The organism is Devosia sp. GW821-FHT12F11 (genome assembly GCF_058806655.1).
The window spans coordinates 94,614-118,443 of sequence record NZ_JBXAPX010000001.1 but is presented as its reverse complement, the minus strand read 5'-3'; the positions used below and the strand labels follow the sequence as shown (position 1 = coordinate 118,443).

Annotated in this window: 26 protein-coding genes and 1 tRNA gene; 14 read left to right on the top strand and 13 right to left on the bottom strand. The window is 66.0% G+C overall.

The genetic code is table 11. The features are described from left to right. Nucleotides 1-28: 28 nt before the first annotated feature. The 3 genes from AC1ROK_RS00640 to htpX all read right to left on the bottom strand — a co-directional run bounded on the left by AC1ROK_RS00640 (nt 29) and on the right by htpX (nt 4,134). Nucleotides 29-1,663, bottom strand: coding sequence for a heparinase II/III family protein (locus AC1ROK_RS00640; RefSeq protein WP_492842817.1), 1,635 nt, complete (start codon nt 1,661-1,663; stop codon nt 29-31). A 180-nt stretch (nt 1,664-1,843) separates the two neighbouring features. After that, the gene (locus AC1ROK_RS00635; RefSeq protein ID WP_492842815.1) at nt 1,844-3,142 is read right to left on the bottom strand and encodes an RsmB/NOP family class I SAM-dependent RNA methyltransferase; all 1,299 of its coding nucleotides are present in this window, start codon (nt 3,140-3,142) and stop codon (nt 1,844-1,846) included. Between the two features lie 5 nt (nt 3,143-3,147). Next, the gene (gene htpX / locus AC1ROK_RS00630) at nt 3,148-4,134 is read right to left on the bottom strand and encodes a zinc metalloprotease HtpX (RefSeq protein WP_492842813.1); all 987 of its coding nucleotides are present in this window, start codon (nt 4,132-4,134) and stop codon (nt 3,148-3,150) included. Between the two features lie 95 nt (nt 4,135-4,229). Here htpX and AC1ROK_RS00625 point away from each other — a divergent pair, with 95 nt between their 5' ends. Genes AC1ROK_RS00625 through AC1ROK_RS00615 form a run of 3 tightly spaced genes read left to right on the top strand, consistent with a single transcriptional unit; the run spans nt 4,230 to nt 5,098 of the window. Further along, nucleotides 4,230-4,421 carry a DUF1674 domain-containing protein gene (locus tag AC1ROK_RS00625; protein WP_492842811.1) on the top strand — a complete coding sequence of 64 codons (192 nt, stop codon included), beginning with the start codon at nt 4,230-4,232 and terminating at the stop codon, nt 4,419-4,421. A gap of 55 nt (nt 4,422-4,476) precedes the next feature. After that, on the top strand, nt 4,477-4,710 hold the full coding sequence (locus AC1ROK_RS00620) for an AbrB/MazE/SpoVT family DNA-binding domain-containing protein (RefSeq protein ID WP_492842809.1): 234 nt from the start codon (nt 4,477-4,479) through the stop codon (nt 4,708-4,710). Continuing rightward, nucleotides 4,700-5,098, top strand: a complete 399-nt coding sequence (locus AC1ROK_RS00615) for a PIN domain-containing protein (RefSeq protein WP_492842807.1) — start codon at nt 4,700-4,702, stop codon at nt 5,096-5,098. The genes AC1ROK_RS00620 and AC1ROK_RS00615 overlap by 11 nt, the downstream gene beginning before the upstream one ends. On the opposite strand, the gene AC1ROK_RS00610 is transcribed toward AC1ROK_RS00615, so the two are convergent. From AC1ROK_RS00610 to tsaD, 5 genes are all read right to left on the bottom strand, one after another. After that, entirely contained in the window at nt 5,095-5,520 is a 426-nt protein-coding gene (locus tag AC1ROK_RS00610; RefSeq protein WP_492842805.1) for a DUF1761 domain-containing protein, read from the bottom strand. The genes AC1ROK_RS00615 and AC1ROK_RS00610 overlap by 4 nt on opposite strands. Nucleotides 5,521-5,614: 94 nt before the next feature. Next, nucleotides 5,615-6,040, bottom strand: a complete 426-nt coding sequence (locus tag AC1ROK_RS00605; protein ID WP_492842803.1) for an EVE domain-containing protein — start codon at nt 6,038-6,040, stop codon at nt 5,615-5,617. A 7-nt stretch (nt 6,041-6,047) separates the two neighbouring features. Continuing rightward, nucleotides 6,048-6,341 carry a YciI family protein gene (locus AC1ROK_RS00600; RefSeq protein WP_492842801.1) on the bottom strand — a complete coding sequence of 98 codons (294 nt, stop codon included), beginning with the start codon at nt 6,339-6,341 and terminating at the stop codon, nt 6,048-6,050. Then, on the bottom strand, nt 6,338-7,303 hold the full coding sequence (locus AC1ROK_RS00595) for an NAD(P)H-dependent glycerol-3-phosphate dehydrogenase (protein ID WP_492842799.1): 966 nt from the start codon (nt 7,301-7,303) through the stop codon (nt 6,338-6,340). Before AC1ROK_RS00595 ends, AC1ROK_RS00600 begins: the two co-directional genes overlap by 4 nt. Then, nucleotides 7,293-8,351: a tRNA (adenosine(37)-N6)-threonylcarbamoyltransferase complex transferase subunit TsaD gene (gene tsaD, locus AC1ROK_RS00590; protein ID WP_492842797.1), complete on the bottom strand. Its 1,059-nt coding sequence runs from the start codon at nt 8,349-8,351 to the stop codon at nt 7,293-7,295. The genes AC1ROK_RS00595 and tsaD overlap by 11 nt, the downstream gene beginning before the upstream one ends. Before the next feature lie 70 nt (nt 8,352-8,421). On the opposite strand from tsaD, the gene hemC reads away from it, so the two are divergent. The 5 genes from hemC (at nt 8,422) to AC1ROK_RS00565 (ending at nt 12,956) form a co-directional block, all read left to right on the top strand. Beyond that, nucleotides 8,422-9,357: a hydroxymethylbilane synthase gene (gene hemC / locus AC1ROK_RS00585; RefSeq protein ID WP_492842795.1), complete on the top strand. Its 936-nt coding sequence runs from the start codon at nt 8,422-8,424 to the stop codon at nt 9,355-9,357. 13 nt (nt 9,358-9,370) lie between these two features. Then, the gene (locus tag AC1ROK_RS00580; RefSeq protein ID WP_492844644.1) at nt 9,371-10,093 is read left to right on the top strand and encodes a uroporphyrinogen-III synthase; all 723 of its coding nucleotides are present in this window, start codon (nt 9,371-9,373) and stop codon (nt 10,091-10,093) included. A 27-nt stretch (nt 10,094-10,120) separates the two neighbouring features. Beyond that, complete coding sequence (locus AC1ROK_RS00575) at nt 10,121-11,404, top strand: COG4223 family protein (protein WP_492842793.1); 1,284 nt, start codon at nt 10,121-10,123, stop codon at nt 11,402-11,404. Then, nucleotides 11,401-12,792 carry a heme biosynthesis protein HemY gene (locus AC1ROK_RS00570; protein WP_492842791.1) on the top strand — a complete coding sequence of 464 codons (1,392 nt, stop codon included), beginning with the start codon at nt 11,401-11,403 and terminating at the stop codon, nt 12,790-12,792. Before AC1ROK_RS00575 ends, AC1ROK_RS00570 begins: the two co-directional genes overlap by 4 nt. 88 nt (nt 12,793-12,880) lie before the next feature. Further along, nucleotides 12,881-12,956 (top strand) — tRNA-Thr (locus tag AC1ROK_RS00565). A gap of 57 nt (nt 12,957-13,013) precedes the next feature. On the opposite strand, the gene AC1ROK_RS00560 is transcribed toward AC1ROK_RS00565, so the two are convergent. Beyond that, complete coding sequence (locus AC1ROK_RS00560; protein ID WP_492842789.1) at nt 13,014-14,195, bottom strand: S1C family serine protease; 1,182 nt, start codon at nt 14,193-14,195, stop codon at nt 13,014-13,016. A gap of 304 nt (nt 14,196-14,499) precedes the next feature. On the opposite strand from AC1ROK_RS00560, the gene AC1ROK_RS00555 reads away from it, so the two are divergent. After that, a complete protein-coding gene (locus AC1ROK_RS00555; protein ID WP_326870838.1) occupies nt 14,500-14,682 on the top strand; it encodes a hypothetical protein in 183 nt (60 codons plus the stop codon). Between the two features lie 15 nt (nt 14,683-14,697). On the opposite strand, the gene AC1ROK_RS00550 is transcribed toward AC1ROK_RS00555, so the two are convergent. Beyond that, nucleotides 14,698-14,940: a DUF2188 domain-containing protein gene (locus AC1ROK_RS00550; protein ID WP_069912476.1), complete on the bottom strand. Its 243-nt coding sequence runs from the start codon at nt 14,938-14,940 to the stop codon at nt 14,698-14,700. Nucleotides 14,941-15,138: 198 nt separating this feature from the next. Here AC1ROK_RS00550 and AC1ROK_RS00545 point away from each other — a divergent pair, with 198 nt between their 5' ends. Next, nucleotides 15,139-16,794: a Na/Pi cotransporter family protein gene (locus AC1ROK_RS00545; RefSeq protein ID WP_492842787.1), complete on the top strand. Its 1,656-nt coding sequence runs from the start codon at nt 15,139-15,141 to the stop codon at nt 16,792-16,794. Between the two features lie 127 nt (nt 16,795-16,921). On the opposite strand, the gene AC1ROK_RS00540 is transcribed toward AC1ROK_RS00545, so the two are convergent. Continuing rightward, nucleotides 16,922-17,668, bottom strand: a complete 747-nt coding sequence (locus AC1ROK_RS00540; protein ID WP_492842785.1) for a GntR family transcriptional regulator — start codon at nt 17,666-17,668, stop codon at nt 16,922-16,924. Between the two features lie 167 nt (nt 17,669-17,835). On the opposite strand from AC1ROK_RS00540, the gene AC1ROK_RS00535 reads away from it, so the two are divergent. Further along, on the top strand, nt 17,836-18,411 hold the full coding sequence (locus tag AC1ROK_RS00535; RefSeq protein WP_492842783.1) for a hypothetical protein: 576 nt from the start codon (nt 17,836-17,838) through the stop codon (nt 18,409-18,411). Here AC1ROK_RS00535 and AC1ROK_RS00530 read toward each other — a convergent pair. Further along, a complete protein-coding gene (locus AC1ROK_RS00530; protein WP_492842781.1) occupies nt 18,380-18,553 on the bottom strand; it encodes a hypothetical protein in 174 nt (57 codons plus the stop codon). The two genes, AC1ROK_RS00535 and AC1ROK_RS00530, sit on opposite strands and share 32 nt — an antisense overlap. A 222-nt stretch (nt 18,554-18,775) precedes the next feature. Between AC1ROK_RS00530 and AC1ROK_RS00525 the strand changes: the two genes are divergently transcribed. After that, on the top strand, nt 18,776-18,937 hold the full coding sequence (locus AC1ROK_RS00525) for a hypothetical protein (RefSeq protein ID WP_492842779.1): 162 nt from the start codon (nt 18,776-18,778) through the stop codon (nt 18,935-18,937). Between the two features lie 75 nt (nt 18,938-19,012). Next, nucleotides 19,013-19,900 carry a phosphotransferase family protein gene (locus AC1ROK_RS00520; protein WP_492842777.1) on the top strand — a complete coding sequence of 296 codons (888 nt, stop codon included), beginning with the start codon at nt 19,013-19,015 and terminating at the stop codon, nt 19,898-19,900. Between the two features lie 45 nt (nt 19,901-19,945). Here the strand turns inward: AC1ROK_RS00520 and AC1ROK_RS00515 are convergent, their stop codons facing one another. Then, nucleotides 19,946-22,243, bottom strand: a complete 2,298-nt coding sequence (locus tag AC1ROK_RS00515; protein WP_492842775.1) for an endonuclease/exonuclease/phosphatase family protein — start codon at nt 22,241-22,243, stop codon at nt 19,946-19,948. 330 nt (nt 22,244-22,573) lie between these two features. Here AC1ROK_RS00515 and AC1ROK_RS00510 point away from each other — a divergent pair, with 330 nt between their 5' ends. Beyond that, on the top strand, nt 22,574-23,827 hold the full coding sequence (locus AC1ROK_RS00510) for an ABC transporter substrate-binding protein (protein ID WP_492842773.1): 1,254 nt from the start codon (nt 22,574-22,576) through the stop codon (nt 23,825-23,827). Nucleotides 23,828-23,830: the final 3 nt, after the last annotated feature.

Here is a 23,830-nt window from a genome sequence, read left to right as displayed (position 1 = left end):
TGGGAAGGTATTCGGGAAAGGTACTCGGTCAGTTCTCTTCGAGGGTAAAAATCCAGCTCACTTCGCTGGCATCGGAGACGAGCGTATCGAGCACCAGTTGCTTGGTGCGGTGGAAGCCGAAATAGGCGGATTGCCGGACGCTGTCCTCGATCCGCATCTCGGCGCCTTCCCAGAGGAAGGTCCAGACTGCACCGGAGTTGAGACGCAGGCGGATCAGGTCGTCGGTCAGTTGCACCTCGGTCTGGTGGGCGAGGTGGAAGCGGATGGCGGCGGCGCCGGAGACCCGGCTGCGATGGCGCACGAAACGATCCTGCCCGACCAGGGTCTTGCCCTCGGCGAGCAGCGTCAGGTGGCGCTCGAGCGTCACGCCGAAGCGTTCGGCATAACCGTGCGAGGTGATGATCAGCGTGTCGTCGGCGCTGCGGGCCTCGATCTCGCTGGGGCGGCCGAGCTGGATCAGGCGCCCGGCCAACGGACCGGACGGCGCGATCGCCGCGGCCGACTGGGCGTTGATGGTGGGCGCCGAATGGGCGATGCCCTGGCGGAACAGCAGCGCGTCGTCATAGTCGGATGGCGCCGGGCCGCAATTGCAGACCACGAGGTCGCGACCGTGGCTGAACTCGAAGGCCATGGCGCTGGCATGGGCGTGGGCGGTGAACTCGGGATCGGCGACGAGGCCCGAATCCGCGACGACGATGGAGCGGCCGGCGATCAGCCGGCCATAACCGCCGGCGGTGCCGGTCTGGCGGGCGCGGGCGGCGCTCTGCGCCTGGATGGCGACGATCAGGTCGTGCGGCATCTGGCCGGTGCCGTTGAAATAGGCGGGTTCGCCCGTGCCGAGCGAGATGGCGTCGAGCGCCCGGTGCATGCTCTCGGTCAGCTCTTCGAGGTCGCGCGAAGCCTGCTCGTGGTCGCGGCGCAGCGCCAGCTTGATGGTGATGAGCTCGATCAGCAGCTGGATCTGGATCTTGGCCGAGCGGGTGCGGTGCAACCCGTCCTCGTCGATCTGGGTGTCGACGAGGTTCAGCACGTGCCGCACCCGCCCCTCGACTTCGGAATTGGGCCGGTCGGAGCAGAGCGCCACGCCGACCAGGGCGATGGCGACGAGCAGCGCATCCACCGGGTCGGTGGCGAGCAGCGCCCGAATCTTCAGCGACGAGATCTGCGTGGAAAGCGAGCGGGCGATCTGCTGGGTCTGCTCGAGCGAGGCGCCCTCGACGAGGAGGTTGTAGTGCCGCAGCCAGTTGAGCACGCGGCGGGCGGTGAGCGCCGGACTCCAGCTGTCGCGGTTGAAATGGCCCTCGCGCCCGATCCAGTCGAGCGTCATGGTGCGGGCGAAGCGGCGCTCCTCGTCGGTGCGAGCATCGCGGAAATGGCGGAGCCAGGCGAAGGCCTGCAGGTCGTCCTGCCAGTCATCGTGGTCGACCTCGAGCGAAAACGGCGAGACACCGTGCGTGTCGACGAGCTTGCTCGCCAGCAGGTAGCGGCCCTGCATCATCTCGAGGATGGTTTCGCGATCGGTGGGGCGAAACTCGGCGAGCGCCCCGATCAGGTCGTCATTGCTCGGGCCGGTCCAGGTCCAGCGGATCAGCGGATTGGTGACGATGTGATCGGCCGCGGACAGCATGGTGCGGCGTGCGAGGAAACGCAGCGAATGTGCCAAGTCTACGTCCTCACATACGTTTGGCCGGCGGGCTCTGATAGGCCCGCGCGGACGACTTGCCAAGGGCCAGCCAAATTATCCGAAGCAGGATTGCGTTTCGTTGAATCGCACTTCTGCTCCGGGTCTTTATCTGGTCGCGAGATCGAACCGGAAAAGTCTGCAACTTTTCCTGATCTCGCTCTAGCCACGCCTGAAGCGTGCAACGAAGAACCCATCGAGAGTGCCGCCCTTATCCCCAGGAACCAGCATGCCGGGATGGGTGCGGACGAACCCTTCCGGGGTGATGGCCTCGGGGAGGCCGGGCAGTTCGTCGGCGCCGACGGGAGCGGGCGCGACGTCGTCGCGGGCAGCGAGCCAGCGGGCCTGCTCCTCACCCTCGCCGGGTTCGAGCGAGCAGACGCAATAGACCAGCACGCCACCGGGATTGAGCCACCCTAGCGCGCGTTCGATGAACCGACGCTGAAGGGCGACGCGCCCGGCAATATCGGCGGCGTTGCGGTGCCAGATCACCTCGGGATGACGGCGGAAGGTGCCCGTTGCAGAGCAGGGCGCGTCGAGCAGGATGCCGTCGAACTTGTTTGCCGGCTCCCAGCTCAGCGCATCGGCGGTAACGACTTCAGGCGTCATCGCGAGGCGCGCGAAGTTCTGCGTCATGCGGGCGACGCGGTCGGGCTCGTTGTCGATGGCGGTGACGGTGTAGCCGGCATTGACCAGCTGCGCCGTCTTGCCGCCGGGAGCGGCGCAGAGGTCGAGCACACGGGCGCCCGGCCTGAGCTGCAGCAGCCGCGCCGGAATGGCAGCGGCGGCGTCCTGCACCCACCAGCGGCCAGTCTCGAAGCCGGGCAGGGCCTCGACCGGGCGGTCGCGCTCGTCGATACGGACGGTATCGGCGAATACCGGGGCGGCGCCGAGCGCCTCGATCAATTCGGGCTCGACGGACTTGAGCGTCAGATCGAGCGGCGCGCCGTCGAGCAGGGCGTCGGCAAAGTCCTCGAGCGCCTCCTCGCCATAGCTGTCGCGCCACAGCGGGCCGAGCGACTCGGGGAACAGCGCCTGGTAGGGCAGATGGCGCAGCGCATGCGCCTCGCCCTGGGCGCGGCGCAGCACGGCGTTCATCAGCTTCGACAAATGCTGGCTGCGGGTGTCGCGCTTACTGGCCTCGACCGCGAGGAAGATGGCGCTGTGGTCGCCCAGCTCGGGCAGGAAAACCAGGTGCGCGAGGCTGAGCCTGAGGATCGCCTCGAACGGCCCGGATTTCTTCGGGATGCCGCGGTCGAGGAATCTGGAGATCATCAGGTTGAGCTGGCCGTGGCGGCGCAGCGCCACCGTCACCAGCTTGTTGGCGAGCGCGCGGTCGCGGCCATCCTCGATCTCGGCGTGCGAAAAGGGGGCGAAGTTCGCCCCCTTGAGTACCTGATCGAGCCGGTCGGCTGCGAGCAGCCTCAGCTTCAGTCCAGGCGGGTGTTTCTGTTTCTTCAACTGGCTCAGCCCCAGGGTCCGCGCGAGCTATTGCCATTCTCGCTCGAGCCTGTCGAGGGGACGCGCCAACCGCCACCGGTATTGCGGGGGACAGTATCGTCGGCCGCGGGCTGCGGCGCGGGCCGCCGGCCGGTGCGATCGACCTGCATTTCGCCGGCGAGGCGCTGCAGCTGGGCAATGCGGTTCTCGACGTTCGGGTGGGTCGAGAACAGGTTGTCCATGCGCTGCCCGTTGAGCGGGTTGAAGATGTACATGTGGGCCTGCGCCGGGTTGCGCTCGGCCGGAACGTTGACGGTCTGGTGCGCCAGCTGGCTGATCTTGTTGAGCGCCGAAGCGAGCCCCAGCGGGTCGCCGGAGATCTCGGCGCCATCCTTGTCGGCTTCGTATTCGCGGGTGCGGCTCACCGCCATCTGCACCAAAGCCGCGGCGATCGGCGCGACAATCACCGCGATCAGCACGCCGATGGGGCCGAGCGGGTTATCGCGCGAATTACCGCCGCCGAAGAACAGACCGAACTGCGCCAGCATCGAAATGGCGCCGGCAATGGTGGCGGTCATCGTCATGGTCAGCGTATCGCGGCTGCGGATATGGGCCAGCTCATGCGCCACCACCGCCGCGACTTCGCGTGGCTCGAGATAGCGCAAGAGGCCCGCAGAGACGGCAACCGCGGCGTTTTGCGGGTTGCGGCCGGTGGCGAAGGCGTTGGGCTGCTCGGTGTTGATGACATAGAGCTTGGGCATCGGGATGCCGGCGCGCTGCGAGAGCGCCTCGACCGTATTGTAGAGGTCGGGCTGGGTGCGCGGATCCACTTCGACGGCGTTCTGCATGCGCAGCACCATCTTGTCCGAGTTCCAGTAGGCGAAGAGGTTAGTGAGCGCGGCAATGATGAAGGCGACCCACATGCCGCCGGTGCCGCCGACAAAGTAGCCGACCGCCATGAAGATGGCGGTGAGGGCGGCGAGCAGGACCGAAGTGCGGAGGAAGTTGAGCATTGCCGTTAAGTCTTGTACCTCGTGAGCGTCTGAACTGGAAATTACATGGGATGGCGTGGGGTTCCCCACAAGGACCATGTCGAAACGGTAACCTGATGAACCAAACCTCACAAGCAAAGCCGCCGCTCAGCCCCGCCGCACAGCGGGCGCTCGACGAAGCCGCCGCCCGCCGCGCCGAAATCGACGCCAGGGCAGCCGCCGGCAAACGCGAAAAGGGCGGCCGCGGCGGGCTCGATCCGGCCCGCTACGGCGACTGGGAAATCAAAGGCCTGACCGCGGACTTTTGATCTCGACGCTTCGGCATGATATACGTGATCGTGATGTATATCATGGAGCGGTCAAATGAAGGTCTCGAAATGGGGAAACAGCCTCGCGGTCCGCATCCCCGCCGAGGTCGTGGACAGTCTGAATCTCAAGGAAGGTGATGAGATCGACCTGAAGCCGGCTGCGGGCCGGCAGTTCGACGTGATCCTGCAAGCAAGTCCCCAGGAAAGGCTGCGACGGCTGCGAGAGCTGATGCGCGGTACGCTCCCCGCCGACTTTAAGTTCAATCGCGATGAGGCCAATGAGCGCTGAGTTCGTCGACACCAACATCCTCGTCTATTTTGCCGAGGATGAGGAGGCGAAAGCACTGGTCGCCGCCCGGATACTGGCGGCCGGCTGTGTCGCAAGCGTGCAGGTTCTCAACGAGTTCGCCAACGTCGCCACACGGCGACTCGGTTACGACTGGGCCAAAACCAAAGAAGCGCTTCAGCTGATCCGCAGCTTTCTCGACGTCCGGTCGGTCGACCTTGAAACGCACGAGGCTGCCATTCAGCTGGCCGAACGCCATGCTTTCCATGTCTATGACGCAACGATCATCGCCGCAGCTCTAGAGGCAGACTGCACCACGCTCTACTCCGAGGATATGCAGCACGGCCAGTTGATCGCCGGCCGCCTGCGCATCGTGAACCCGTTCCGTTAGGCTGCCGCGGGCACTGCGCCGCCGCCGAACAGGCCGATGACGACGCCCTGGATCACCAGCACCGCCAGACCGTAGCCGCCGTCGATGGCGGTCAGCTTCCAGGGCAGGCCCTGGTAGCGGTGGTTGAGGATGAGGAAGGTGAGCACGAAGCCCGCCCACATGTGCACGCCGGCGAGAAGGCCGTTCCACACATCGGTCGAACCGAACAGCGCCGGCGTGATCAGCGCGATGAAGTAGGCCATCACCAGCTGGACCACAAAGCCCCAGGCGAAAGGCGTCCAGTCGGCGCCGTTGAGCTGCTCGCGAGTCTTGCCGATGGCGCCAAGCCATTGCTTGCCGAGTACGTTGTACCAGATGGCGCCAAAGCCCATGCTGGCGACGGCAGCGACGACGATGGCCAGCCAATTGACGGCAAAATGCATGATCGATCCCCCTCCCGCTTAGTGCGGAACCCGAACTTACGGCGTTTTGGGGGAATTGAGGAGATGGCCAGCCGGCCATCCCCAGGCTAGAAGTCTAGAGCCCGCCCATCTTGCAGATCAGCTTCCACTCCGCCTCGGTCACCGGGGAGACCGACAGGCGGGAGAGCTTCACCAGCGCCATGTCGGCGAGCTCCGGGGTCTTCTTGATGGTCTCGAGCGTCACCGGCTTGGGCAGTTTCTTGACCGGCAGCACGTCGACGCACTCCCAGACGATATTGCCCTTCTCGTTCGGCTCGGCGGTGGAATCGGGGTGGGCCAGCGCCACCACCTTGATGATGCCGACGATCTCCTTGCCGATGTTGGAGTGGTAGAAGAACGCCTCGTCGCCGAGCTGCATCGCCTTCATGTTGTTGCGCGCCGTGTAGTTGCGCACGCTGTGCCACTCCTCGGGAACCCCGCGGTTCACCACGTCATCGTAGGAATTGACGTTGGGTTCCGATTTCATCAGCCAGTAGGCCATCGCCGCCTCACTTGTTGGTGTTGTTGATCCCGAGGTGCCAGCGCTTGATGGTGATCTGGTCGAACACGCCCTTCACCACGAACGGGTCGCGGCTGAAGGTCGCCTGCGCATCTTCGAGGTTCTCGGCTTCGATCACCACGATCGAGCCGGTCATATCGCCGTTATCGTCGAGAAACGGGCCGGCCAGCACCAGGCGGCTGCCGAGGCTATCGAGATGTTTCAAATGTTCGGGGCGCACTTCCTGGCGGCGGGCGAGGCCGTTGGGCCGGTCATGCGCGATCAAGGCATAAAGCAAAGTCATTCCTCCCGTTTGAGCGGCCGCGACATGAGGCCAGCTACGATGTCTGCAATGGTGGTGGTGCCGCCGAGCAGCAGGTTTACCGCATCGATGAGCGGGGCGTCGATCAGCAGTTGGTCGGCCAATTGCTTGGCCACCGGGGCGGTGAGCGCGCCCTCGGCAAGCTCGGCGCCGGGGCTCTCGCCGCGGCCGAGGCTCGCGCCATAGCGGTAGTTGCGCGACTGTGTGGACGTGCAGCTCAGCGTCAGGTCCCCCAAACCGGCGAGCCCGGTGAGGGTCGAGGCGCTGCCGCCCATGCGGACGACGAGCCGGGTCAGTTCGGCAAAGGCGCGGGCCAGCAGCGCCGAGCGGGCCGAGGCGCCGAGCCCGGCGCCATCCACGGCGCCGCAGCCGAGCGCGTAGACATTCTTCAGCGCGCCGGCGAGTTCGACGCCGAGCCGGTCGTCGGCGGCATAGAGCCGGAAGGTCGGGCCGGCGAGGGCGGCGGCGACCGCCGAAGTCTCTTTGGGGTCATCGCCGGCGAGGGTGACGGCGGTGGGGCGCCCGGCGGCGACATCGGCGGCAAAGCTCGGGCCGCTCAGCACATAGGGAATGGCAGTGGGCGAGACGTCGGCGAGGACTTCGCTCTGCCGTTTCAGGGTGCCGTGTTCGAGGCCCTTGGCGGTGAGGACGACCGGCAGGTGCGCCAGCGCCGCAGCGATCGGCTGCAATGCAGCCCGGCTCGCCTGCGCCGGCACCGCAAGGATGACGAGGTCGGCATCCGGCAGTGCCAGCGCCCCGCTGATGCGATCCGACAGCAGCTGGTTACCCAGATGTGCGCTGTTGCGGCGATTGCGGTTGATGTCGTCGATCGCCGCAGGATCGCGGCCGACCAAAGTCACGCTGCGGCCGGCGATGGCGGCGGCCTGGGCCAGCGCCGTGCCCCAGGCGCCGGCTCCGACCACGGCGACGCGCTCAAACGCCATGGGTCAGCCCCATGTCGGCGCTATCGAGCGGCCAGCGCGCCTTGGCGGAGATATCGAGCGGGTCGGCGGCGCCGAGCGCCAGCCGCTCGGCCCCGGCCCAGGCGACCATTGCGCCATTGTCGGTGCAGAGCGGGATCGGCGGGATGATCAGCATGGCGCCGGCCTTGTCAGCCGCATCACGCAGGGCCGCGCCGATTGCCTTGTTGGCGGCAACCCCACCGGCGACGACCAGCCGCGGCGGCTGGCCGGGGAGCTCGGTGGCGTATTTTTCGAGCGCCGAACGGGCGCGAACTGCGACGATCTCGGCCACGGTGCGCTGGAAGCTGGCGCAGATATCGGCGACATCCTGGTCGGTCAGCGGCGCCTGCTGCTCGGCGGCAAGGCGTACGGCGGTCTTCAAACCGGAGAAGGAGAAATCGAGCCGATCTTCCTTGAGCAGCGGCTTTGGAAAGTTGAAGCGGCGCGGATCGCCCATCGTCGCCTGCTTCTCGACCTCCGGCCCGCCGGGATTCCCCAACCCGAGGAGCTTGGCCACCTTGTCGAAGGCTTCGCCCAGCGCGTCGTCGATGGTGGTGCCCCAGCGCTCATAGTCGCCGACGCCACGCACCAGCACGAACTGGCTGTGCCCACCCGAGACCAGCAGCATCAGGTAGGGGAAGGCGATGCCGTCGGTCAGCCGGGCGGTGAGCGCATGCGCCTCGAGGTGATTTACCGCGATCAAGGGCTTGCCGAGCGCCGCAGCAATCGCCTTGGCGGTGGTGAGGCCGACCAGCACACCGCCGATCAGTCCGGGGCCGGCGGTTGCAGCGACGGCATCGAGGTCGCTGAGCTTGATGCCGGCGCTCGCTGCGGCGCGCTCGATGATGTGGTCGAGGTGGCTGACGTGGGCGCGCGCCGCAAGTTCCGGCACCACGCCGCCATAGGGCGCGTGCTCCTCGAGCTGGCTGCGCACGATGTTGGAAAGGATGGTGGCGTGCCCGCTGGCGTCGCGCTCGACGATCGAGGCGGCGGTTTCGTCGCAGCTGGTTTCGATGCCGAGCACTCTCATGAAACTTGTCCGCTACCTGTCTAAGGGGTAAGCCCAGCCCGGCTTTGGCCTACAATAGGTATGAACTGAAATGCAATCGGCGCCGTTCCTCCGCATCGGGACCCGGGGCTCCATGCTGGCGCTGGCCCAGGCGCGGCTAACGCAGCGGCTATTGGCCGAAGCGCATGGCGTGGCGCTCGAGCGGATCGAAATCCGCGTCATCACCACCAGCGGCGACAAGCTCACCGACCGACCGCTCAGCGAAGCGGGCGGCAAGGGACTGTTTTCGCGCGAGATCGAGGCGGCGCTGGCCGCCGGCGAGGTCGACCTGGGCGTCCACTCGAGCAAGGACCTCGCGTCGTCTTTGCCCGATGGCATGGTGCTGGCGGCGTTTCTCGAACGCGAGGACGTGCGCGATGCGTTCGTCTCGCTGAAATACCCACGCGTCACCGAGCTGCCGCAGGGGGCCAAGCTCGGCTCGTCCTCGATCCGCCGTGCCGCGCAGATGCTGCGGGTGCGCCCCGATCTCCAGGTGGTGCAGTTCCGCGGCAATGTCGATACGCGGCTCAGCAAGCTCGAGGCCGGCGTCGCGGACGCGACGCTGCTGGCCGTTGCCGGGCTCAACCGGTTGGGCAAACAGGACAAGATCACCGCTTATCTCGACCCCATGGATTTCCTGCCGGCGCCGGCGCAGGGCGCCATCGGCATCGAAATCCGTGAGGCCGATGCGCGGACCGCCGACCTGGTGAGCCTGCTGAACCATGCGCCGACCGCCACCGCCATCGCAGCCGAGCGGGCGCTGCTCGCCACTCTGGACGGTTCGTGTCGAACTCCGATTGGCGCGTTTACCGAATTGAATGGGGTTTCGTGCAGGTTGACCGCCGAAATCCTCAGCCCCGACGGCCGTGAGTTTTATCGCGGCTCGGTTGACGGTGCGGCAGCGGACGCCGCCAAACTCGGAACGCAACTGGGTGCGACGTTGCTGGAGCAGGCAGGGCCGGAGTTCCAGCGGCAGTTCAAAGGATAGGCTCGTCTTGAAAATGCTCGTGACCCGGCCAGACCCCGACGCGAGCGATACCGCCGCAAGGCTCGGTGCGCTCGGGATCGAGGGCGTGCCGTGTCCGTTGCTCGTACACCAGACGCTCGACGTGAGCCTGCCCGAGCCCAAGGGGTTTGCCGCCCTGGTGCTGACCAGCGCCAATGCGTTGCGCGCTCTCGACGAGCGCGGTGTGCTCGCCCGTTACCGGACGCTCCCCGTCTATTCGGTGGGCAATCGCACCGCCGCGATGGCGCGCGACATGGGCTTCGATACGGTGACCAGCGCCGATGGTGCCTTCGCCGACCTGGTGGAGCTGCTGGCGCACGCGCCGCTTTCGGGCCCGCTCTTCTATCCGGCGGCGCGCGACATGTCAGCGGATCTGGGCAAATCGCTGGCGCCGTTCGGGCGCATGGTGATCACCGCGGAAATCTACGCGATGAACCCGGTGACGGCGCTGCCCGACGGTTTGGCGGAGCGGCTCAACGCCGGCGAGATCGAGGCGGCGCTGTTCTACTCGAAGCGCACCGCGCAGACCTTCGTACGGCTGGTCGAACGCGGGTTGGAGAAACCGGCGCGGGCGCGATTTGGTGTGCTTTGCCTGTCCGAGGCGGTTGCCGCGCCTCTGCTCGATGCCCATTTCGTGCGGGTCGGACTGGCCGACCATCCCAGCGAAGAGGCAATGATGGGACTTGCCTTGTCGTTTGCGCGCGACCAAAACCCATGATGACCGGAACAAGCAAGGAACTGCCGCATGGCTGAACGCAAGTCGGGGCCCGTCAAGCCGCCGGTCATCGAGCTCACGGCGCGGGAGGCCGAGAAGCCGGCTGCCGCGACCACAGCACGTGGCAAGGCGGCCGAGGCCGCGGAAGCGACCGCGGCTGAGGCACCCGCCGCTGCGGAAGAGCCGGTGCGTCCAGCTCCGCCGCCACGTCCGCAGGCGCGCCTTGCCATGCCGTGGAGCGCTATCTCGATCGCTGCCGTCGCCGGCGCTCTGCTCGGCGCCGGGCTGGTTTATGGACTGGGCAACTGGCTGCCGCTGCCGAACCAGCGCCCGATGATCGCCGATCCCGCGGCGCGGCTCGATGCCACCGACAGCAGCCTCAACGACATCAAGACGCGGCTCGCCGCCATCGAAGAGCAGTCCAAGCGCACCCAGGTCAGCCTCGACGCCACCATCGCACAGCTCGACGGTGGGCTGGCCGAGGTGCGGCAGGCCATCGCCGCCGTGCCGGCAGCGGCCGAGCCGGTCGATCTGGCGCCGCTCGAAACCCAGCTCAAAGGCCTCGAAGACCGGCTGACGGCGATCGGCGCCGGCGCCTCCTCGGCCGATGCGGCGGCGCTGGCGAAGACGATCAGCAGCATCGAAACCGGAATCGCGGAGCTCCGCACGCAGCTAACGGCGCTCGACCAGCGTGTTGCCGCCACCGACAATGCGATCAGCGGCCTCAAGGGCGATGTCTCGGCCACGCAGACCGCCATCTCGACGCAGAACCAGACACTCGGCGGCGCCGATCTCGGCCCGGCGGTGCGCCTGCCGCTGATGGTGTCGGGCCTCGAAACCGCCATCGCCAATGGCCGGCCGTTCGCCGCCGAACTCGCCGGCCTCAAGGCGCTGCTGCCTGATCTTGCCGTGCCGGGGCCGGTCGAAGCGTCGGCGGCAGAAGGCCTGCCAAGGCCCGATGCAGTGGCGACGCAGTTCACTGCCGCGGTGCCGAACGTGCTGGCCGGCCGCGCCGCCGTCAGCACCGGCGATATGGGCGAAGATGCGCTCGAATGGATGAAGGGGCTCTTGGCCCTCAGGCCCGTCGGTGAAGTGGCGGGCGACACGCCCGAAGCGATCGTCTCGCGGCTCGAAGCCGCGGTTGGCCGGCACGATTTCAAGGCGGCGGCGGAGCTGTTGGCGCAACTGCCGCCGGCGATGCAGGCCGGCGCCGGCTCGACGGGGGCCGACATCACCAAGCTCGCTGCGGCAGAAGGGTTCGTTACCGAGCTGCGCAGCCGGGCACTGGCGCCGACGGCGGAGGCCACGCCGTGATCCGGCTTGCCTATTGGCTCATCGTCAGCCTCCTGGTCACCGCCGGCATCGCCTGGCTGATCGGCCTGCCGGGGACACTCACCATCGAGTTCCTCGATTTCCGCATGCAGCCGCGGCTGGGCGTCGCCGCGTTTCTCGCGGTGGCGGGCGTGGTGCTGATCATCCTCATCTGGGGCATCGTCAAGCGCATCATCGCGGCGCCCTACTACATCGCCCGGCAATCGCGCGAGCGGCGCAAGGATGCCGGCTACATGGCGCTGTCGGATGGCTTTATCGCGCTGCAGGCGGGGGACGCCAACCGCGCCCGGCAACTGGCGCGCGAAGCGCGCGGCAACCTGCCGCGCAATGCCGCGGCGCAGTTGCTCGAGGCCCGCGCCGACCTGGCGCTGGGCGACATGCATTCGGCCCGCGAGCACTACCGGGCGCTGATCACCAACCGCAAGACCGCGCTTGCGGCGCTTTCCGGCCTCTACGACCAGGCGCGGCAGCAGGGCCGGCCCGATGCGGCGCTGACCTTCGCACAGAAGGCCATCGACATCTCGCCCCAGGCGCCATGGGCGCGCGAGGCGGTGTTCGACGACCTGACCCGCAACGGCCGCTGGGACGATGCCTACCGGATGATCGCCGACGAGCAGGCGGTGACGCGCGAGGAGAAGACCCGCAAGCGCCGCCGCCAGGCGGTAGTCGAAGCGGCGCGGGCGCAACTGGTCGAAGGCACCGACCCGCATGCGGCGCTCGAGCACGCGCTGGCCGCACTGAAGCTCGTGCCGGATTTCGTGCCGGCGGCGCTGATCGCGGCGCGGATCTATTCCAACCGCAACGAAGCGCGGCGGGCGATGAGCCTGCTCCGCCGGGTCTGGCGCGCCACCTCGCACCCCGATATCGCGACGCTGTTCGCCAACTCGGTGCCGGGCGTTTCCGCTGTCGACCGGCTGAAGCGCATCGGCGAACTGATCGATACGCCGCCGCCCAACAAGGCGAGCGCGCTGGTCTTGGCGCGCGCCTCGATCGACGCCTTCGACTGGGCCGGGGCGCGGCAGGCGCTGGCCGGCTACGCCAACGCCAACCCCTCGCAGGCGGTGTGCCTGCTGATGGCCGAGATCGAGGAGGGCCAGTCGGCCGACAAGGGCAAGGCGCGCGACTGGCTGAACCGCGCCGTGCGGGCGCCGCGGGATCCGGTATGGACCGCCGACGGCATCACCGCCGAGGAGTGGGAGCCGCTGTCGCCGGTTACCGGCAAGCTCGATGCCTTCGAGTGGCGGGTGCCGACCAGCGCGGTGGCGACGCGCACCAGCACGACTGCGGCGCTGCCGGAAACCGTTCCACCATCGATGTCGGCCGAGCCGGACAAGCCGCAGGGCGGGCCGCTGGCGTTGCCGGAGGCCTGATGCTTCGAAACGCCGCGTCAGCGCACTTGCGCGTGACAGGCGTCGCTTGTATTAGACCCCGCACCAGCGCATTGCTCGCGCCGGTCAGGCCGCATTAGCTCAGTCGGTAGAGCATCTCATTCGTAATGAGGGGGTCGCTGGTTCGAATCCGGCATGCGGCACCACCCTTTCCATCGTCACCGTGCTGTAGAACAGCGAAGTCGGACAGGTACCGGCCGGCGTCACGTACCGGAACTGCAGGAAACCAACACGCCAAATCGCTTGGTTTGTGCTGCAATGTCGACCAGGGTGAGTGGAGCAGCGCTGCTCGAGGTCTGATACGGGATAGAATGCGCATCGAGGAAGCTCATGACGACGCTGCCCTTGATTGCGAAGTTCACATTCTGGGGCAGGCTGCCCGTCGCGCCAAGAACAGCCACATCGTCCATTTTCGCATTGACCATGCCGACAACGAGGCCGGCTGCATCAACAAGCGGACCGCCACTGTTGCCAAGTTGAATTGGTGCTGAAATCTGCACGAAGCGCACGTCGTCCGCGAGCCCGGAGAGCGCCGTGATGTTTCCGGAGACGATATTTCCGGACTGACTCAACATCCCCGTTAGCGGAAAGCCGTACACGGCCACCGTCTCGCCAGCCTGCAATGGTGTCCCGGTCCTGAAGGTCGCCGCGGCGGCGGAGAGCGGTTCGTCTACCTTCAGAAGAGCAAGGTCGTTTGCTGGGTCAAAGCGGATCACCGTTGCCGGCTTCGATGCTGATCCGGACGCCGTCACGCTGAATGACGCGCAGCCGTCGATGACGTGATGATTGGTCAGAACATATCCGGAGGTGGAAACGACGATGCCGGTCCCGCTGCTGTCCCGCGGTTCTTCCTCAGCCGGGGTTGGTCCAGTTGCCGCGGTGGTGGCGGGCGGCGGTGTATTTGTGTGGGTCCCGACGCACTGCGCCAAAGCGATCGCGAGCTTGGACGTTCCAGACAGGTCGAAATGGTAGTCCCCTCCTAGAAAAGAGACGTCCATCGTGCGGCTCCGTCGAAACAGATCCAAGACGTGCTGGTCATCGGGCATTTCCAGCGTCATGAACTGGGGCGAATCAACGCTGGCCGTGCCTCGGCGCCAGACCATGTCGTCGAAGCGATAGGAAACGGTCGCCTCTCTGACTGAAAGGTTCCAGTCAGGACCGACCAACCCGATTACCCACCTGTAATCGAAGGTAAACGAGACGAGCAGCGTCACTCCATTGAGGTACTCAGCCGCCGCCGCGCAGTGTGAGAACTGATTTGTGGTGTTGTCTGCGTATGCGCCGCCCGCCCAGAGGCCCGGGAACGGGTACTTTGCAATCATCTCCGCGCGTGCCGACGACAGCGATGCACACAGCACAACTAATGCTACAAACAAGCCACGCATTTACTTTCCCCCTCCGGGATAATGGCGTGCCTTTCTGACGTTCGCAACAGCTGCGTTCATGTGACAGGCGCCGCTGCAGCTGGGGATCGATCGAGCTTTATGGAGTGGGGCAGCTTAGGAAACGGGAGGCGCGTTGTCCGAGCGGGAGTACGACGCTTGTACGATGTGCATGGTAGCCGACGATGGAGTCGAGCTCAGTGGTTGCTCGAGCCCCTGCCCGATGCCGGCTGACAGCCCCATCGATCATTGCAGCTTGCTTAATAGCCTCCCCGCAGGCGACAAGGCCCGATCACGGAGAGCCTCGATGCTAGCGACGAGCGAGATTGCCAAACTGAAGCGCGAGATCGCCACGCTGCGCGACATTGTCGGGCAGAGCCGGCCGGGAACCAAGAACCCGATGAGCTCGGCGGAGCGGCGGTCGCTCAAGTCGGAGATCGACCGCTGCATCCTCGAGCTCGATGAGCTCAGGGGCAAGCTCTCGCAGTAGCGCTGGTGTGGCTGGTCAGTCGTCCTTGACCTCGGTGTCGGGACGGTCGGTGCCCTCGGCGACTTCCTGATGCCAGACGCCGCGGGCGTCTTCGTACTCGATACCGTCGGTGGCGCCGGCAACGCGCTGGCGTCGGGCCGCAGCCTCGGCGGCCTCGTGCGCTGCGGCGTGGCTGCGGAAAGTTTCCGACAGCACGTCGCCCACCTTGTAGGCCCAGCCCCCGTCATGCTGGACGACTTCGTACTTCACTGTGGTCATGACGGCTGTCTCCTTACAATGCACTGGCAATATACGATGCGCCGCCTATTGTTGCGAGCGGTGCTCGACCATTCCGGCATGCTGCCTCATTGTCTGCGCGTTCACGCGCGATTCATGACGAACGCGCCAAAGCAGCCTATCGTTGCCGAACCCCGCGTGCGTCGCGCCTCCGTCACTCCGAGATGAAAGGGCCAGCCAGTGACCGCCTATCTGTTCCTGTTGCATGTCGCGGGGGCCGTGACGCTGATGCTGTGGGCGGTGCATATGGTGCATACCGGCACCGAGCGTGGCTGGCGCCCGGAAATCACCGGGCTGCTCAGGGCGACGGATGGGCCGGCGCGTAGCGCGGCGGTAGGCGCCGGGCTTGGGCTGGCGCTGCAGAGCTCGACGGCGGCGGGAATGCTTGCCGCTGCCTTCGCCTCGCGCGGCATGTTCGCGCTGGCGACCGGCCTCGCCATCGTGCTCGGAGCCAATTTCGGTTCGGCGCTGGTGGTGCTGATCCTCAGCCTCGATCTGAGCCTCTTGCCGCCGGTGCTGCTGGTCATGGGTGGGCTGCTGTTCTTCAAGGGCAAGTCACGGCGGGTGAAGCAGAGTGGCCGCGCGCTGGTCGGGCTTGGGTTGATCTTCGTGTCGCTGCAGCTGCTCAGCGAGGCCACGGCGCCGCTCAGCGACAGCGCGGTGCTGCCGGCGGCAGTTGCCTATCTCGGCAAGGAACCGCTGACGGCGCTGCTTGCCGGGGCAGCGATCGCCTGGCTGTTCCATTCCTCGGTGGCGACGATCCTGTTGCTGGTGGTGCTGTCGCAGCATGGGGTGCTGCCGTTCGAGGCGGCGGCGCCATTGCTGCTCGGCGCCAATATCGGCACGGCGATCGGGCCGTTCGTCTTGACACGGAACAGCAGCATCGAAGCCAAGCGCCTGATGGCCGGGAACCTGATGACCCGCATCGCAGGCGCCGTGCTGGCGCTGGCGGTGCTGCTATTGGGCGGCTCGGCGTTGGCTCCTGGCTTCAGTCCGGTGCAGCAGCTGGTCGGGTTGCACCTCATCTTCAACGTGGCGCTGCTGCTCGTTGGCCTGCCGCTCACCGGGGTGACGGCGCCGCTGATGGAGCGGCTGATCCGCGCGCCGGCGGCGAGCGATCCGGCGGCGGCCATCGGGGTGCCGCCCAGCTGCCTCGACGAGGCGGCGGTGGGCGATCCCGGCATGGCGCTCGCTTCGACTACCCGCGAGCTGCTGCGCATGGCCGAGATCATCGGCCGGATGTTCGAGCCGGTGATGGAAATTTACAAGGCCGGCGACGAAGAGAAGATCCGTCAGGCCCGGCTGATGGAAGCGGCGATCGACCAGGCGCAGAGCGACATCAAGCTCTACCTGGCGCGGGTCTCGTTCGACGGCGATAGCGGCAGCGCCCGGCGCGGGCAGGATCTCGCCGCCATTGCGGTCAACCTCGAGTATGTCGGCGATGCCATCACCAAGACGCTGCTGCGGCTGGCCGAAGTGCGAAGGGAGCAACGGCTCGCCTTCTCGCCCACCGGCTGGCGCGAGCTGGCGGAGCTGCACAGCCAGGTGGTCGAGAACATGCAGCTGGCGCGCAACGTCCTCGTCACTCGCGACCTCCAGCAGGCCCGCAAGCTCATCGTCGAAAAGACCCGGATGCGTGAGGCGGTGGCGGCGAGCCAGCGCCAGCACATGCAGCGGCTGAAGGATGGTACCGAGGCGAGCCTTGCCACCTCCAACCTCCATCTCGAGACGCTGCGCGCCATGAAGACCATCAACTCGCTGATGGCCTCGATCGGCTATCTGGTGCTCGAGGAAGCCGGCGAGGTGCTGGATCACCGCTTGAAGCCGGCGGGCTAGAGCGATTTCAGCAAGACTTGCACTGAACGCCCCTTGGCCTCACGCACCATCCCAAGCGGAGTTCCCCGCTTTCGCGGGGGATGACACCGTGGCTGGTGCAGTTCGTCTGTGAGACGCTCTCCAGCGCTCAGCCGCCGGGCTGCGGCCCCGGCCCACGACGGTAGACGCGCAGCTCGATCACCTCGGGCACGTGCCATTCGAGCGAGAGCATCACCGGGCGGCCGCCTGTATCATGGTCGACCTGCCGCAGGTGCTGCAGCGGCGCCCCCACCTCTACCTTGAGAAGTTCGGCCAGTTCGGCGTCGGCATTGACCGGGGCCAGCACCGCGCGGGCGTGATCGACGGTATGGCCGCGGTCGGCGAGGAGCTTGTAGAGCGAGCCGCCGAAGGCAGCGAGATCGGTGCGTTCATCGGCGATGTCGGTGGCGAGGCTGTCGATCGAGAACACCGCCGGCCGGCCGTCGGCGCTGCGGACGCGGCGGATCACCACCACGTCCGAACCGGGGGCAAGGTTCAGCGCTGCCACCACCGCGTCATCGGCGCGGACTCGCGTCGCGCCCAGCACCTGCTTGGTGACGCTGAGGCCGGTGCTTTCAAGGTATTCGGTGTAGCTGAAATTGGTGTCGAGCGAGTTGCGCAGCCGCGGTCCCTCGGTGACATAGGTGCCCGAGCCCTGGCGGCGGACGACATAGCCATCTTCGATCAGGCCACGCACGGCCTCGCGCAGGGTGATGCGGCTCACCGCAAAACGGGCGCACAGCGCATCTTCATTGGGCAGCTTCGAGCCGGGCGGAAACTCGCCTTCGATGATGGCGCGCCTGAGCTCGGAGCGGACGACATCGGGCAGCAGCGGGCGCGTTCTGGCTTGCAGCATGGGGATCTCGTGACAGGCGGGCTGGCGACGCAATTGATTAGTCGTCTCATGTTCGGATTGGCCGGGCAACCCGGTTGGTGGGGGCGGGCTGAACTGTCGCGGTTGCGGTGAGGCAAGCAAATCCGGCATGCTGCCGGGCGGAACGAACGACCGGGGTCTGAGCCACGATGAGTTACGATTCGCTGGTGTGGCTGCTGGTAGGGCTGGGGATCGGGGTGGCGGCCAGCCTGATGCTGCTGATCGGCTACTCGATGCTGGAGTATGGGCGGCTGAGCCGGCGCTTTCGCAGGGCGCGCGCCACCACTGCGGCAGCCGCAGCTGGGCCGATCGAAAGGGCCGTCCCAGTCGTGCCCAAGACGTCGCTGCTGGCGCGGCCGGCAGCACCCAGCGATGTTGCAGCAAGACCGGTGGCCGCGGCAAAGCCAATGATCGAGCTGAAGCCGGCGGTGGATCCAGAACCGGCGGTGGATGACAAGCCGGCCCGCCCGGCGCTGGTGGTGGTTTCGGCGCCGGAACCAAAGCCGGTCGCGATCTCCGAGCCCGTGCCGGCCGCGCCGGTGGTCGCGGCCGAGCCGACCGTCGCAACCCCATCGGAGCCCCCAGCGATGCCGTCACCGAGGCGGGCGCAAAGCGTCGAGGCGATGTTCGCCGAGGCGTTTGCCCACGACCGGCTGACGGTGTCCCCGGAGCCGGACGAAAGCGCCGGCGCCACTAAGCCCGGCGCCGAAAAACCACCAGGGTGAGCGCGCCGACTGCCAGCAACAGCCCGCCGAGCAGGCGGCTGTCCTCGGTCGAGATGCGGATGTGCGGCACCCATTGCCGATAGAATGGAAACAGAAGAAACAGGATGGCGAGCAGGAGTGCCGCCAGACCTACGGACCGCATGTTGCCCTCCGCTATTGGCGGAAACACAGTGATACAGCCGGTGACGCTTAAATTCCGGTTCGGACACTATCCGCCTAAACCGTTAATGGAACTCTCTTTATCAAGAAGCGGGAACCGATCACCGGAATCTGAAGGACCAGGCAGGCAACTGATCCGCGGGAAGCGGCGTTTCTTTGGGCAAATGGCGTGGGGTTAACCCCGCGCGGCCAAGGAGACGTCATCATGCAAAAGGCAGAACTCGACCGCCTGCTGGAAAAGACGGTCGCCGATGCGCTCGGCGTTCGCATGCCAACCCACCGGCGCGCGCCACCGGACAAGGCCAGGCAGCATGCCAAGGCGCCGCGCCGGCATCGGCAAATGGTGCGGGAGCTCCATCCGGCCTGATTGGACTTTCGGTCCGGATTGGACTTTCTCTCGGCCTCGTCTAGATTCACGCCCGCTTGATGGGGAGTCGTGACGATGGAGGGGGTGCCGGCAGCGGAGGTCGCGCGACTACGCGCGCTCGTTATCGGAACTCTGCCGCAGTTCGCGGGCGGCAATTTCGTGACCCTTGCCGACGGTTGGGACAGTGTCGCGCTCGAGTGCGATGGCTGGATTTTCAAGTTTGCGCGTAACCCCGAGGCAGAGGCGCGGCTCAGACGTGAGGTAGCGTTGCTGGCCTTCCTCAAGCCGCGGGTCACCATGCCGCTGCCGCAGATGGTGCTGCATGAGGGACCGGTGCCGTTTTCACAGCACCTGAAGCTGCCCGGTTCATCGCTGGAAAAGCCGCAATACCTCGCGCTGGACGAGGGCCGCCGTAACGCGCTCGCCACCCGGATGGCGCAGCTCTATGCAGAATTGCACGCGTTGCCGCTCAACCGCATGCAGTCGGTTGGCGCCACGGGGGTCGACCCATGGATGAGCCCTGACGAGATCATCGCCAGGACCGAGGCCAGGCTGCCGCGCGGCTACAAGGGTTTCATGAAGCGCACCATGGCGGCGTACCGCAAGCTTACCATCGCGGGCGACGAGCTGGTCTACGGCTATTTCGACGGCCATGGCTGGAACATGGCATTCGACCACGAAACCGGCATGCTCAACGGCGTGTTCGACTTCGCCGATTCCGGCTTTGGCTCGCGCCACCGCGACCTCAGCTACACAAACTGGATCTCGGCCGACCTGACGCTGAGGATCATCGAGCGCTACGAGGAGCTGGCCCGGTTCAAGGTCAACCGCGACCTGGTGATGCTCTATTCATCGGCCCTGCGGCTCGCCGAACTGGCCGGGGAATTCCTTTCCGACGAGCGCGCCGTGGCGAACGTTGTCGACTGGGTGGCGGAGCTGAAGCAGCTGGGTTTGGCTGGCTGAAATAGGCAGGGCAGATCTCCGGGGATCTGCCCTGCCGGCAACCGGCTATTTCACAGGCTGGTTCAGTCGCTTCTCGACGAAATAGCCCATGCGGTAGTTGCCGCCGTCGAAGCTCCAGGTCAGTGGCGCCTTGGTGCCATCGAAGAAGGTTTCATTCTCGCCCAGCACATGGAAGCCGGCGAAGGGGGCCGTGTCGTCGGGATCGATATCGGCTTCAACCACCTGCGCGGCGGCATTCTGGGTGAAGCGGAACGTCGGCGTGGCGCTGAACTGGCTCCATGGCCGGCTGTGTTGCGGCTCGTCGCAGTCGAACTCCCGGTCGCCGCTGGGCGGGTTGCGCAACTGGATGCCATCAAGCCTGAGATGAACGAAGATCTCATCGGAACCGAACTCCGGGTTGGTCTCGTCACGGCAGATGACGTCGAACGGCGTCAGGTAGCGCAATGAGGTGTCCATCCCGGCGACGACACGGACGTCGCCGGGCGTCGGGCCAGCCTGTTCGATCACCAGATAGCCTGTGGCCCCTTCCGACATCGGTCCGGCAAAACTGGTCCGCACCCCATCGACGAATGGTCCGGGTTCCGGTTCGGCGGGATCGGAGAATTGCTGCAAGGTCACCTTGAAGTTGGGGTCGGCAGGCGCCTCTCCGAACAGGGTGATCTGCTGGTTGGCTCCGGTATCGGACGTGCCCACGACGTCGAAGGCGAACCAGGCCCGATCCTGCCGGCCGAAGGGGTTGTTGTCGCGGGTCAGCGTTGCCGTCTGCGGCTGGCCGGGCTGCAGGATACAAGCCTCGGCCTGAGTGGCGCAGGTGTGGTGCTTGATCCAGAACGCATAGTTTGGCGTGTCGTCGGGCACGTTGCCGACCACGCGCACATAGAACTCGGGCGGCAGTACGAAGGTGTCGACGAAGAACTTGCGCTCGCCGCCGACCACCTGCACCTGGGTCACCTTGTTGTAGCGCGAGATCGGATTGGTGAGGTCGGTGGGGGCGTAGAGCTGGTAACTCACCGACTGGGTGTCCACGCCCATGGTGTAGGTGCCGGCGCCATCGCGCTTGACATGGAACCACTGCATGCCGCCCGGGTGCGCAATCTGCGTGATATCGTTGCCGGTGTTGGGGTCGGTGTCGATAACCAGCGTCTCCTCAGGGTCGCCCAAGGTCAGCATGGGGCTGAGGGGAACGTCGTAGGCGATGCGCGGGCTGCAGAAGTCAAAACCCAGATTGAGATTGGCCTGCACCAAGTAGTGGTCGCTCGCCAGGGCCTGGTAGCGGCGCGGCACCGTCAAGTGTTGCACGCAAACCGGCGGAGGGTCGCCCGGGTCGCTGTTGATGTACGGTTCGGGCGAGACGACGATGTAGTCGAGACGGTCATTGTCGATCTGGTTGGTGATGCCCGCATCATCACGCGAGGTGGTGCGGGCCCAACTGTCGTAGGCGGGCCACTTGCCGATCTGGCCGCCGGGGCCGAACAGAGCTGCCCATTCCGGCTGTGCGGAGGGCATGGCGACATTCGCATCGCCCATGACGATTACCCGCTCGTCGGGCTGCGGCAGACCGCCGAGCGTCGTCTCCAGCAGCTTGCGGATCATCTCGAACTGCTCCTGTCGCACGATGGGAAATAGGTCGCCTGCAGGCGGATCGTCGGCCTGCATGTGGGTGAACACCACATCGTAGATGCGTTCGGTGCCGGCCTGGCGTAGCCGCACCAGTGCCGCGCCCTTGGCCGCAAAGCAATCTTCCGAAGCGCAGGACTCGTAGAGCGCGAACGCCACCTGGTCGGTGGTGGCATCGAGTTGCTGATCCGGCTCGGTGCCCCATTGGAACGAGCTGTCGGGCAGGTTCTCGAACGTGAACTTCTCGTTGGCAAACAGCATCAGCCCGCTGTCCTCACCATTGATCTTGTCGATGTCGATCTGTCCGAACACCCCGGTGACGACATGTTGCGGCTGGGTTTGGAGGATCTGCACCAGGGTCGGACCGCGGATCTGAATCAGGTCGGCGTCGATGTCGCGCACGAAGTTCGGGTAGGCTGCCGTCAACCGGTTGACCAGAACGTCCTTGGCCTTCTCGTCCCAGGCTTCGTTGATGGCGATGATGTCGGGCCGATCGGGATCGCTGAGGATGGCGTCGGCGAATTCGTTGGCCCAGACCTCGGCGCGGCCTTCGAGCTGGGCGATGCAGTCGGCGAAGTTCGGATTGAAACAATTGAAGAAAATCGTCGTCAAGAACGCATTAAAGGTCGCAACCTTGATCTCCTCACTGGTCGGCTGCGCTGCCGAAGAACCGGCAAGCACCAGACTGAACAAAGTGAAGGCGAGTAAAGACAGCGATTTTGACATGGCGGCACCTCTTCGACGTCGGTGACGCACCCCGCGCTCAACTATCGACACGGGTCCATGCGTTTTGCAATACAGCGCGATAACGCTCCCATCACGCCCATCAAGGCGCGCACAGCAAGCTCCGCAAACCAAGAAAAGCTTTTCACCGCTCTTGTGCGCAAAGGGGAAACGTGCGACGAAGCGGTCAAGAAAAGCTTTTCCCAATTCACGAGCCGGCCACTGCGTGCTCGCCGCGGAAGCAGCCGGAAAAGCTTTTCTCAACCGTTTCCGGGAGGAACCCCGTCGCCACGGGGCCGGAGGACGGTATCGGCAAATGGGAGGGAAAACCTGATGAGAATGCCAAGTCTTTGGCGTGCGGCGCTCGCCGCTGCTGCCATGTCGGCCGTTGCTGTCGTTCCGGGCACGGCCTTTGCGGAAACGCTGAGCCTGTGGGCGCGCGCCTCGAGCTCGAATGCGGCCCAGCACATGATCGATCTGTGGAACGCCTCGCACGACGACAAGATCGAGCTGACCACCATTCCCGACAACCAGATGGTGACCAAGCTGGCGACCAGCGTGCAGGCGGGCGACGTTCCGGACCTGATCTCGTTCGACCTGATCTTCATGCCGGATTTCATGAAGGCCGGGTTCCTGACCGATCTCACGGCGACGCTGAGCGCCGATCCGAACCAGGCCAAGGTGGCCAAGGCCTTCCGCGACCTCGCGACTTATGACGGCAAGCTCTACGGCACCGGCTTCACGCCCGATGTGTCGATCCTCGTTTACAACAAGGACCTGTTCAAGAAGGCCGGGCTCGATCCGGACAGCCCGCCCAAGACCATCGCGCAGCTGCAGGAATACGCCACCAAGATCAAGGAGAGCGTCCCCGACGCCTACGGCTACTACTTCTCCGGCTCGTGCGGCGGCTGCAACATCTTCACCCAGGCGCCGATGATGTGGGGCTCGGGCGCAACGCTGCTGCCGACCGCGGGCGATGCCCCGGCGATGGAAGGTCCGGGCGTCAAGGAAGTGCTGACCATGCTCAAAGAGATGTGGGACGCCGGCGTCATTCCGGAATCGGCCGAGGCCGATACCGGCGCCAACTTCATGGCAACGTTCGAAACGGGCACCATCGGCATGCAGGGCTCGGGCGGCTTTGCCATCTCGCTGCTCAAGGCCAACCATCCGGACATGGATTTCGGTATCGCCCCGATCCCGGGCCTCGCCGAGGGCCAGGCGTCGAGCTTCGTCGGCGGTGACGTGATCGCCATCCCGACCGGCGCCAAGCACGCCGACCTCGCCACCCAGTTCATCCAGTGGCAGCTCACCGACGAAGCGCAGCTCGAAGGCCTTGCCAAGAACCTGATCCTGCCGTCGCGCTCGGACCTGGCCGACAACAAGTACTTCCAGGAAGAGCCGCGCTATATCACCACGGCTCAGGCGGTGGGCATCGGGCAGACCCCGTATGCCTTCCATTTCAACGACATGGTCAATGCCGACCAGTCGCCGTGGCTGACCATGCTGCAGACCGCGATCTTCGACGGCGACATCGATGGCGCCATCGAGGGGGCGCGGGAATCGATGCGCGCCATCGCGGCGGAGTAACGC